8 protein-coding genes are annotated in these 11,676 nt (G+C 41.2%); 3 read left to right on the top strand and 5 right to left on the bottom strand.

What is annotated here, in order from left to right; translation table 11 throughout:
* Positions 1-73 precede the first annotated feature (73 nt).
* From QL995_RS18060 to QL995_RS18050, 3 genes are all read left to right on the top strand, one after another.
* Positions 74-967, top strand: a complete 894-nt coding sequence (locus QL995_RS18060; RefSeq protein WP_290294769.1) for a hypothetical protein — start codon at positions 74-76, stop codon at positions 965-967.
* 220 nt (positions 968-1,187) lie between these two features.
* Positions 1,188-3,584 (top strand): PKD domain-containing protein, encoded by a 2,397-nt coding sequence (locus tag QL995_RS18055; RefSeq protein WP_290294768.1) that lies wholly within the window; start codon positions 1,188-1,190, stop codon positions 3,582-3,584.
* A gap of 162 nt (positions 3,585-3,746) precedes the next feature.
* A complete protein-coding gene (locus QL995_RS18050) occupies positions 3,747-5,636 on the top strand; it encodes a monovalent cation:proton antiporter-2 (CPA2) family protein (protein ID WP_010554522.1) in 1,890 nt (629 codons plus the stop codon).
* Positions 5,637-5,756: 120 nt separating this feature from the next.
* Here the strand turns inward: QL995_RS18050 and QL995_RS18045 are convergent, their stop codons facing one another.
* From QL995_RS18045 to QL995_RS18025, 5 genes are all read right to left on the bottom strand, one after another.
* A complete protein-coding gene (locus QL995_RS18045; protein WP_290294767.1) occupies positions 5,757-6,713 on the bottom strand; it encodes a hypothetical protein in 957 nt (318 codons plus the stop codon).
* A 273-nt stretch (positions 6,714-6,986) separates the two neighbouring features.
* A complete protein-coding gene (locus tag QL995_RS18040; RefSeq protein ID WP_290294766.1) occupies positions 6,987-7,700 on the bottom strand; it encodes a hypothetical protein in 714 nt (237 codons plus the stop codon).
* Between the two features lie 138 nt (positions 7,701-7,838).
* A complete protein-coding gene (locus tag QL995_RS18035) occupies positions 7,839-9,629 on the bottom strand; it encodes an alkaline phosphatase (RefSeq protein ID WP_290294765.1) in 1,791 nt (596 codons plus the stop codon).
* Positions 9,630-9,640: 11 nt separating this feature from the next.
* Positions 9,641-11,230, bottom strand: a complete 1,590-nt coding sequence (locus QL995_RS18030; RefSeq protein WP_024607249.1) for an alkaline phosphatase — start codon at positions 11,228-11,230, stop codon at positions 9,641-9,643.
* 227 nt (positions 11,231-11,457) lie between these two features.
* A complete protein-coding gene (locus tag QL995_RS18025; RefSeq protein WP_290294763.1) occupies positions 11,458-11,628 on the bottom strand; it encodes a hypothetical protein in 171 nt (56 codons plus the stop codon).
* Positions 11,629-11,676: the final 48 nt, after the last annotated feature.

Below are 11,676 nucleotides of genomic sequence, written 5' to 3'. Positions count from 1 at the left end.
GCTTACATTTCGGCCTCATTTTTGCTCTATATTGTTTATATAAATACAAACAATAAATACCAAAGGACTAAACATGAGCTCATCAACACAATTAAGCATTGCAAAACCACTTTCACTTATTGGCGGAATTTTATTATTAAGTGGCTGTGTATTTCATATATCGCCAAGCGTTGCCTCAGTAAAGCAAACTCAACAGCTATCACTGCCAAGCAATAATCTTGAGTATTTAAATGTGTTAAGCGGCGCAGGTAGCCTTGAAATAAAAGGCTCAAAAACGGCCACCAGCATTAGTGTTGATGCCACTATTTACACAGCCGACATTGAAGACGAATACGAGCTAACGCTCGAGCAAGACGGTAAACAGGCAAAGCTTGTTGCCCAAAATAAAAGCCGTAATGGCATTAGCTTTTACAGTGGCCAATCTCCAAGTATTAATTTAGTGGTTACTGTGCCAAGTAATCTAAATTTAGATATTGATGATGGCTCTGGCGACATTTTAATAAATGCTATGCAAAGCAATATTGATGTAAAAGACGGCTCGGGGGACTTAACTATAAGCGGTGCTAAAAACCTAACTGTTGACGATGGCTCAGGTGAAGTAACCCTTGAAAACATCGCAGGTAATTTAGAATTAACCGACGGCTCTGGCAGTATTCATATAAACAACGTAAGCGGCAATGCAACTATTGACGATGGTTCTGGCGAAATGCACGTGAGCAACATAACCGGTTCGCTAAACGTTGAAGATGGATCGGGTGATTTAGTGATAAGCCATATAAGCGGTGCAGTTAATGTTGATGATAACTCTGGCGACATGATCATTGAGCATATTGGCTCAAGCGTAACAATTGAAGACGGTTCGGGTGATATTCGCGTTAATCATGCAAAGGGGCTGACTATTACTGAGTCGGGCTCGGGCGATGTAAGTATCGATAATATTAGCGGTTCAGTAAAAGTAGCAGACTAACTTTATTTAAGCGTTATTTAACTGCCATTTAATATACTTTATGCCCTATCAATCTGGGCATAAAGCACTCCCCTCAAAGTATAAATTATTTAAAAGCAGCACTGTTTCACGTTAACTATTTCCTAAAATAATGAAAAAGTATTTATTTGATTTATTTTTTTGCTTTATAGCTAATTTGGGTACATATTAATATTCAACTTTTTAAAAGGATATTAATATTATGAAATGGAAGTTATTAATTTTAATTACTGCTTTATTCACCCTCGTAGCTTGTGGCTCTGGAGGTTCAGACTCCAAAACAGTAACTAAACCAGTCAGTACTAACACAAAGCCTATTGCAGTTATTACTACCGAGCAATCGGGATTTAAAGTAAATACCACCCTCGTTTTTAGCGCAGCACAAAGTAGTGACCCCGATGGCGATGCACTCACCTATCAATGGCAATTAACCAGCAAAAACGAACAAGTAGAAATACCGATTACGGTTAATAATGAAAGTACCGTTGAGTTTTCGGTATCTGAAGCACAAGAGTACCAATTAGTATTAACCGTGAGTGACGGCAAGCTTTCAAGCACACCTGCACAAAAACAACTCACCGTTACTGCAAATACCCAACTAATTGCTAACGCAGGTAGCACACAAACCGTTAAGCAAGGTGATGTTGTGCTTTTAAATGGCGCGCAAAGTAGCACAACCAGCGGCGCCATTAATCAATACAAATGGCAGTTTATTACTAAGCCTGTAGCAAGTAATGCAACGCTTGAAAATGCGACTCAAGTTAAAAGCCAGTTTGTTGCAGACGAAATAGGCGAGTTTAAAGTTGAGCTTACCGTTACTGATTCACAAGGTGATACAGCAAGCACTGTCGTACTCATAAAAAGTGAATCGCTTAATTCTAACTCATCGCCACAAGCGGTTATTAACGTAGAAAATAAAACAATTGCCCCAAATGAAGTTGTTACACTTTATGGTAACCAAAGCACTGATCCCGATAAAAACGATACGCTTAGTTATGCGTGGGCAATTACATCAAAACCCCAGGGCAGCACGCCTGCTCTTTCAAACATGCAAAATCATACCGCTGGATTTTCAGCGTCAACAGCTGGAGATTACTCGCTTTCACTCACTGTTACCGATCAACAAAGCGAAAGTGATACCGCATCAGTTACTTTAACTGTTACCACAAGTAATAAAGCCCCAATAGCAACACTTGAATCCGAACGTGATATTACGTTAAACGAATCAACCACTTTGCAGTGCCAACAATGTAGCGACCCAGACGGAGATACGCTGAGTTATAACTGGCAGTTACAAGCCAAGCCTGTAAATAGTGCATCGCAACTCACTAACAACAGATCAGCAACGCCCTCTATTGTTGCCGATAAAGAAGGCGACTACGTTGTAGTGCTTACAGTGTCTGATGGGCAATTAAGCTCAAACCAAGCAACCTCAGTACTGCACGCCAGTAGCAATAAAAAGCCTATTACTTTGGTAACTTATGAAACCTCCATAACGGTTGATGAACAGGTTTTACTTGATGCCTCAACTAGTTACGATCCAGAGGGCCAGCCACTAAGCTACCAATGGGAAATCATTTCGTCGCAAAGCCAAGCAACGCTTAGCAGTAATACAATATCAAAACCAACGTTTAGTGCATCAGTAGAGGGACAAGTGGTTATTTCGTTACGCACTAACGATGGCGTGCAGTTCTCTGACACAAAAACCCTAACAATTGATGTAATACAAAACGCATTGCCAGTAATTAGCTTCACGGGGGAGCAATCACGCTACGATGTAGTGGGCAATGTAGTTAAATTTGATGTAAGCCAAAGTTACGACCCAGAAGGAACCACTCTGGATTACGCTTGGACGCTATCAGCGCCTTCAGGCTCGAGCACCAGCTTAAGCAATACAAACCAAAGTATTACCGAATTTATCGCCGATATGACAGGTAGTTATACGCTAACCGTTATAGCAACTGATGCTGATGGCTTTTCAAAAAGTGTGCAATTTTCAATTACAGTAACCAGCTCTGCCCTACTTACCGGTCGCATTAAAGGGCAACTCACTAATATGCAAAAAGCGGCTATAAGCAATGCACAGCTAACAATTAATGGACAGCAGTACAGCACCAACACAAACGGCTTTTTTGATGAAGAGGTTAATTTAGCGCAAGGTGAAAAAATAACGATAACAACAGCAGATCAAAGGCTTGCAGCTGGGGAATACAACTCTGTAGCGATTACGCAAAGCAACTTTACTGTGGATATAGGCCAAAATAGCATGCCCGTTTTACAAGCTGTTGAGGTTTCGGTATTTGTGTGTGCTGAGTTTTCAGGCCCCGACACCATTAACCTACGCTTTAACATGGTAGATACACTTTTAGCGTCAGATAGCTTTCAATTTAGCTTTGATCAAACCAAACCACTTACTTTGCAAAAAAGCGGAAGTACTTACCTCGATAGCGAATTGGATATCGACCTACCTGCATCAGCCGAATTTGAAGTAACAGTAATTGAAACAAGCGTTGAAAATACAATCAGCTCAAACATTACTATTTACCATTCTGATTCAGGCCAACCAAGCTCAGCAATTATAAATATTTGTAATATTTAGTCCCCAACAAGCCCTTCAACATAAAGTGCTATTTTTAGCCCAGTAGTTATAACCATTAGTGTTATAGCTACTGATAAATAAGCAACTTTGAGCCATATAATCCATTGTATTTTATAAGCAGCTAAGCCATTCTAAAAGCCTTGATGTTATTAGGATAAACGCGTGTTAGAAATTGCTTTAATTTACTTAGCAGCAGCCATAGTAGCTGTCCCTATTGCAAAACGAGTCGGACTTGGCTCAGTGTTAGGTTATTTAATTGCCGGCATACTCATTGGCCCTTATGCGCTGGGTGTTGTGGGCGATCAAACAGATGTAATGCACTTCGCTGAATTTGGCGTAGTAATGATGCTGTTTTTAGTGGGCCTTGAACTACAACCTTCGCGTTTATGGACATTACGCCACTCTATTTTAGGGCTTGGTGGCTTACAGGTTGTGCTATCGGCAGCGGCTATATTTGCATTTTGTTATTGGTTTTTTGCCATGCATTGGCAAACCGCACTCGCCATTGGTTTAATGCTGGCGCTCTCCTCTACGGCTATTGTGTTGCAAAGCCTTGAAGAAAAAGGCTGGCTAAAGCAAGAAGCCGGACAAAACGCTTTTTCGGTATTGCTGTTTCAAGACATCGCAATTATTCCTATTTTAGCCCTATTGCCACTGCTCGCATTTGCCCCGCAAACTAGCACAAAAGAAATCAGCGATTCGATTATTGCAAGTTGGCCCGTATGGCAACAAGTATGTGTATCGGTCGCGGTTATTGCCGCTATTATTGCCGGCGGTAAATATGTATCGGCCCCGTTATTTAGATACATTGCCCAAACGCACATGCGTGAAATATTTACTATTTTTGCACTGTTTTTAGTGGTCGCTATTGCGCTAGTTATGCAAAGTATTGGTTTATCGCCTGCATTGGGAACTTTTTTAGCCGGCGTTGTACTTGCCGAGAGCGAATTTAGACACGAATTAGAAGCCGATATAGAACCCTTTAAAGGCTTACTTTTAGGATTGTTTTTTATAACGGTTGGCGCATCAATTAACTTTGAGCTGCTATTTAACGAGTTTAGTACTGTTATTGGCTTAGTGGTTTTACTTATTGTAGTTAAAGCCTGCATTTTATTTGCCCTTGCCGTTACCTTTAAAATTAACAGCAAACAGCAATTATTATTTGCCTTAGCGCTTGCCCAAGGGGGTGAGTTTGCCTTTGTACTTTTAAGCGTAACCACCACCTTAAGTATTTTAACGCCCGAGCAAACCAGCCTTGTTACCTTAGTTGTAGCGGTATCAATGCTAATAGCGCCGTTACTACTTATGGTTTATGAGCAAATACAAAAACGCAGCAGTAGTGCTCTGCCTGAGTTTGATAAGCCAGAGCAAATTAGCACCGCTAAGCACGTAATTATTGCGGGCTACGGACGTTTTGGTCAAATTATGGGGCGTTTACTGCACGCGCAAGGCTACGAAATTACCGTACTTGATCACAGCCCGAGCCAAATAGAATTACTACGCCGTTTTGGCAATACCGTATTTTATGGCGATGCCGCACGCCAAGAACTCCTTGAAGCAGCAGGCGCGCACACCGCGCAAATGCTGGTAATTGCAATTGATAACCCCGATAAAACCATTGAGATAATTAAGCTCGCGCATAAAAACTACCCGCAGTTAAAAATTGTTGCTCGCGCAATCGACCGCCGCCATGCGTATCAGTTACTTAATTTAAAAGTAGATGCGTTTAACCGCGAAACAGTCGACTCGGCTATTAACCTTGCCGTAGAAGCACTCGAGTTACTAGGTAACACTAAGCAAGATGCAGAGCGCGCCGGTAAATTATTTAGAGACCACGACCGCGCTGCAGTACTGCAACTTGCTGCATTATGGGGAGACGACGCCAGCTACGGCGTAGCCGTGCGCCAACGTATGGAAGATTTAAAACAAGTGCTGCAACAAGATAAACAAGCACAAAGCGATTTAAATACCTGCGACAGCGGCGATTGCGAAGACGGCTTAACAGAAGTAGCGAGTAAACCTAAAAAGCCTGATGATGCTCATTTGGAGTAGTTTAGGTAGTCGGGTTTGTAGTGTTAGCGGGCGCTAGTAACGCTACGCTAAACGAATCAAAATTGTGGGTTAAAATACTTAGCGAAAAACCTTAACCCACTGTTTTAATTTTTATTTACGTTAATTAAAGTAATGTTTGTTTTTAGCTTTAAGTTCTTTATTAACAAATGTGGCTAATTTTAGGACCTCAAACCCATATGGGACGGCATAATCCATAACCTCCTTGTTAAAATTTGGAATAGTTTCATAAAAATGTTCAATAGCTTTCTTCTTGTCTGATTTTCGTCCGGGATTGCAAAGCAGAATATTGAAAGATGAAGCAAAATCCCAATTATCTATAATGTTAACTTTTTCTTGGTATTTAGCATGTCTGTGGTATAAATTTGAAAGTATAACCACATCGACTTTATTAAATAACTCTTGATTGTGGAATGAGTCCTTTGTGAATAGTCCTTGCAACCCAGTTAAATAACTTGTCCATTTAGTCATATCCATCGCATCATCACAACACACTAAAAGTACATTAACTGCATCATCGTAATTTTCATCCGAAAATTTATCATGGGCTGAGATGAGGTAATCTTTCATGCGATTATCTAGATGCTTATATGTTTTTAGCTGTTTTCCTAAATCATTAAAATTATCTTGTAAGTTGGAAACTACACTTCGATATTCTGGCATTCTGCCAAGAGCTGACACCTTAAACGAATCGTCATTTTTCATGTGTTCTACCACAGAAAAATCAGCGCATTTCACTTCAATATTATACTTTGAATTATTATCAATAAATGAGCAATCGACGTCTTTAGGCGGATTAACCTTATCTTCATAAATAAAGTTAACTCCATATTTATCAGCGAAATACAAGCATACTGTTAATTCACATGCAGCTTGTAGATATTGAGCTTCATTTATAGAAGCTTTATCTACTTGAAGCTTTTTAGGTATATTGCGAATCTCAGATTTAGTTAAATACGGTCTGAGAGTTTCAATCAGTAGTTTAACTGATTCTAAATACTCATCTTTAGCATGTTGCTTACCAATATATGGGTGTTTAGGATTGATTGAATCTATCATGATACCTCTTATAAATTTAACAACTTTATCTGAGGACATTTCCTTACTTTCACAAAATGTCCCTATTGTGTGAACTTCTATTAATATCAAATAGTGTAAATTATTACCAACTATAAATATTGTGCGGCTGATAGTGTGTGTTTTATAAAAATGGAAAAGTGTTTGTAGTATTACTTGGGTGGGAATGGCTTAAATTAATCTACTTTTGAATACCAGCTTGTAGCTCATAGCCGCCTGTCATTTTTTTAGCTATGAACTACAACATTTAAAGACCTAGTGGTGGTGCCCGCCTTGAATAGCCTCGCCCTGCTGGTTGTAAAAACCTGTTGCGCTGTGCTCTATAAAACCAAGGTTTATCATTTTAGCTAAAAATGGGTCGCCTTCGTTATCGCCAATATCGGCGTAATCGGTGGTTTGAAAGCGATCCCACTGTGCAAATTGAGCACTAATTAATGGCTCATCAGTGCTTACATTATTAAGGCTAAGTAAGGTAGTTGTTTGGCTTTTTTTATTACTAATACTAAATGTTTTAACTAATTTTGAATGCGTAAAAAAGGCGAGGTTAAAGTCGTTGCCATTTTCGCTCAGTGTATAGTTTTTTACTTCACCGCAGCCTTTGCCTTGCGTGCTGACTAAGGTCATTTTTTTTATTAGGTGGTTATCCACCAGCTGACTTTTAGCACTCCAATTTTGTACGCCGCGTACTTCAGATGGTTGGTATTCAATGCCGCGTTGCTGGGCATTAAAGTAACGTATTGGTCGTATTTGGTTATTGGCTAAGTGCTGCCAAAGCTCGGTTATTACTTCACTTTGATGCGCTACTTGCTGGTTGTTTCGCCAAAGGATAAGTGACTCGCTACTTTGCTGCGCTTTATGGCTGTTGGTAATTTTATAATCGGCTTTTAAATGCTTGGCATCAATATCACATTGCGAGGCAAAGCTACTTGTACTTACAAGCGTGGCAATTATTAATAACGCTTTTTTCATTTAGCTATCTCTTATTTATATTTCAGGTTTATGGCAATAACATAACGATTATAAATGTCAGTTTAATGACAAAAACCCCGCAAAGTAGGCGGGGTTTTTATTTAGATATATTTAACTAAATTTATAACTAGCCGGTATTTATTGCGCTAGTTTTTCGTCTGCTATTTTTACAAAGTCAGCGGCAAAGTCCATTACATGGAATAAAAAGCTTTGCTCGTTTGTGCCTGTTACCAAGTGCGCACCTGGTCCCATTGCATAAACGCCTACGTCTTCACCTGCATGTGTTTCAGAGCCCATTGGTACCAATGCTTCTTGATGAAAACCAGGTGTTGTTGTATCAACATCTGTTAAATCAACACGCCCTGTCACTGGCGCAAAGGCGTAACCTGCATCGGCATCAGTCTCGCTACCTAGGTTTCTAAAGCCACCACCATTGGTATAACCAACCGTTGTATAAGGCATATCGTCGGCAGCTAAGCTTGGCTCAGTTGCGCCTACTGCAACCACTTTACCTAAAATTGGGTTACCGCGTTTAGGGTAACCGGCAATGGTAAATACATGGCTGTGATCGGCAGTTACAACTATTAATGTTTCTTCTGGGTTGGTGTTTTCCATCGCCACTTTAACGGCTTTAGCAAGCTCAATAGTGTCGTTTAACGCGTTATAAGCATTACCCGCATGATGCGCGTGGTCAATTCGACCCGACTCAACCGTTAAGAAAAAACCTTGCTCGTTGTTATCAAGTACGTTTATTGCTTTTTCGGTCATTTGCGAAAGCGAAGGCTCACCTGCAACATCGTTTACGCGGTCAGCTTCGTACTGCATGTGGGACTCGTTAAATAAGGCAAACACTTTAGTGGCGTCGTCACTTATTGCATCAAAACCGGTTTGATCCATTACGTACGTACCATTTGGATATTGCGTTTTCCACTCTGCGGTTAAGTCGCGGTTATCTGTTCGATCCCCTTCAACAGCACTTACTGCATCGGCTGAATTAAACGCGGCATCTTTTGGTAAAAAGTGACGACGACCGCCGCCCATTACTACGTCAATACCGTCTACATCAACACCACTAAAGCGTGCTTCTAGGTTGGCTTCAAAGTTAACCAGTTGCGATGCAATGTCTTCACATGTTGCGGCACTTTCTGGCATATCGGAGATATCTTCCCAGTTACGCTCTGCCGATTTAGCATACGTTGCAGCTGGTGTTGCGTGAGTAATACGCGCTGTAGAAATAATCCCTGTTGCTTTGCCTGCAATTTCAGCAAGCTCTAACGAGGTAACAAGTTCGTGCCCTTTGCCTGACGCACAATTACCACGTTCAACCGCTTCATCAATACCAATAACGCCTGCGTCGGTTTTAACACCCGATGCCATTGCGGTCATAGTGCCTGCCGAATCTGGCGTTTGCGCATCTACGTTGTATGTTTTTACAAAGCCCGAAAAAGGCATAGTTTCAAAGCTTAACTGGTGATCTTCACCCATTTCGCCCTCTAACTGACCCGCTAAAATACGTGCTGCGGTTATGGTAGAAATACCCATACCATCGCCAACAAATAAAATAACGTTTTTAGCTTTGCCTGATTCAGTAACAATGTTGCTACTGGCTGTTTGTGCAGCACCTAATTTTGTTTGTGCTTCACTAAACCAAGTATTACTAGTGAGCGAGGCTAACTGCTCGCTTGTTAACGACGTTGCAGGTGCATTACACACTAAATTAGTTGAGTTAACTTCGTCGCTGTCTAGCACGTCGTTATTATTGGTATCTGCGCCTACTTGCGTCTCTACACCGCCATTAATGCACTGCTCAGAGCCTACTGCAATAGCGTTATCTACTGCGATAATATTATTTTCATTTTTGTTATCGTCACTCGAGCAACCTGCTAGCGCGACCATTACTGCCAAAGAAAGTACCGTTAATTTGTTCATGTTAGCCGCCATTATTGCTGAGTTAGTTCAAGAGCTTGATTAATTAAATGAAATACAACGTTTTGTTCAATTACGCCTTGTGCTAGCTGAGCACCAGGACCTTTAGCATGCAAAGATATGTCTTCACCTGCGTGTGTTTCTGACCCCATTGGTACGGTTGCTTCTTGGTGAAAACCTGGGGTTGTTGTATCAACGCCATTTAGCTCAACACGCCCTGCTACAGCAGCACTTGTGTAGCTTGCATCAGCATCAGTCTCGTCGCCTAGATTTCTAAAACCTAAGCCATTTGCGTAACCTACGGTGGTGTACGGCATATCGTCGGCGGCTAGGCTTGGTGTTGTTGCACCTACTGCAACTACTTGACCTAATATTGGATTACCACGCTTAGGGTAGCCTGCAATAGTAAATACATGGCTGTGATCGGCGGTTACTAAAATAAGGGTTTCTTCTGGGTTGGTGTTATCTACCGCTGCTTGCACGGCTTTAGCAAACTCAATGGTGTCGTTAAGCGCGTTGTATGCATTACCCGCATGATGCGCGTGGTCAATTCGACCCGACTCAACCGTTAAGAAAAATCCGTTATCGTTTTTACCAAGCACTTCAATTGCTTTAGTGGTCATATCGGTAAGTGAAGGCTCGCCCGCTACATCGTTTGCGCGGTCAGCTTCGTATTGCATGTGGGATTCGTTAAATAAACCAAATACTTTAGTGGCGTCGTCTGCTATTGCATCAAAGCCTGTTTGATCCATCACATACGTAGCATCTGGGTATTGTGTTTGCCACTCAGTTACTAAGTTGCGCTCGTCAGTGCGGTCGCCTTCTATAGCGCTTACTGCATCTGTTGAGTTAGCTGTTTCGTCTTTTGGTAAAAAGTGACGACGACCGCCACCCATTACAAAATCTAGACCGTCTACGTCGGTCCCTACAAATCGTGCTTCTAGGTTTTTTTCAAAGTTAACCAGTTGCGATGCAATGTCTTCACAGCCACCCGTTACGGCATCTTCTGGCATATCTGATACGTCTTCCCAGTTACGATCAGCCGATTTAGCATATGTGGCAGCAGGAGTTGCATGAGTAATACGTGCTGTAGAAATAATACCGGTAGATAGCCCTTTAATTTCAGCCAATTCGGTCGCGGTAAGAAGCTCGTTACCTGCCACTGTTGAACACACGCCGCGTTCAATATCTTCGTCTACACCAATAACGCCCACATCGGTTTTTACACCGGAAATAATAGCCGTCATCGTGCCTGCTGAATCAGGAGTTTGCGCATCTACGTTATACGTTTTAACTTGTGCAGAGTATGGGAACTCTTCAAAGCTTAAATAACCTTCTTCGCCAGATTGGTTATTACGCTGTCCTTGTAAAATGCGCGCGGCGGTAAGTGTAGAAATACCCATGCCATCGCCCACAAATAAAATGACGTTTTTAGCTTTAGTGGCTTGTGTAGCCTGCGCTTGTGCTGTTTTTGTTGTTAGTTTAGTTTGCGCAGCGCTATACCAGCTGCTGTCTTTTTGGCTTTGCGGTAGTACATCAGCATGGCTAACTGCGCTAAACGCAAATGTTAGCGCGATTGCCGCAGCGACTTTTTTAATTTTCATCCGTAATTCCCATTGTTTAGTGGTTATTTTTTGAAATGTGTAAACACAAAAAAGATCAACCGCTGCACTATAGAAAACAGATGTGACTGATAAAGGTAATTTTGATGAAAGTAAGATGACTAAACTATTACAAAAATAAGTCATAAAAAAAGCGCAACGTGTTAGACGTTGCGCTTTTAAGGGAAATTATTGAGGGAGTTATTTAAAATCTGGCGAAAATGCTATATCTAACCCAGAGCGCCTGTACATGAAACCACTACTACCTTTGCAGGAGAGTTAAATTCGTCAATTTCAGCTTTAGTGTAAGTAATATCACCGGTACTACGGGTAAATTTAATCGAGTAATTGTATTTATAACACTGAAAAACCAGTGGCAAACCCATTGAAAAAAAATCCATCAAGTAATGTGCTTACTCCACCTGAGATTAAAATGAATAAGGACGATT

The organism is Pseudoalteromonas sp. APC 3358 (assembly GCF_030408075.1).
Taxonomy (GTDB): Bacteria; Pseudomonadota; Gammaproteobacteria; order Enterobacterales; family Alteromonadaceae; genus Pseudoalteromonas; species Pseudoalteromonas arctica.
Note: the sequence above shows the minus strand (reverse complement) of the source record. Positions and strands in the feature narration are given on the sequence as shown.

What these genes read in the sequence shown, in the direction of transcription:
- QL995_RS18060 (WP_290294769.1), top strand. Translation starts at nt 74, where the DNA reads ATGAGCTCATCAACACAATTAAGCATTGCAAAACCACTTTCACTTATT.
- QL995_RS18055 (WP_290294768.1), top strand. Translation starts at nt 1,188, where the DNA reads ATGAAATGGAAGTTATTAATTTTAATTACTGCTTTATTCACCCTCGTA.
- QL995_RS18045 (WP_290294767.1), bottom strand. Translation starts at nt 6,713, where the DNA reads ATGATAGATTCAATCAATCCTAAACACCCATATATTGGTAAGCAACAT.
- QL995_RS18040 (WP_290294766.1), bottom strand. Translation starts at nt 7,700, where the DNA reads ATGAAAAAAGCGTTATTAATAATTGCCACGCTTGTAAGTACAAGTAGC.
- QL995_RS18035 (WP_290294765.1), bottom strand. Translation starts at nt 9,629, where the DNA reads ATGAACAAATTAACGGTACTTTCTTTGGCAGTAATGGTCGCGCTAGCA.
- QL995_RS18030 (WP_024607249.1), bottom strand. Translation starts at nt 11,230, where the DNA reads ATGAAAATTAAAAAAGTCGCTGCGGCAATCGCGCTAACATTTGCGTTT.
- QL995_RS18025 (WP_290294763.1), bottom strand. Translation starts at nt 11,628, where the DNA reads ATGGATTTTTTTTCAATGGGTTTGCCACTGGTTTTTCAGTGTTATAAA.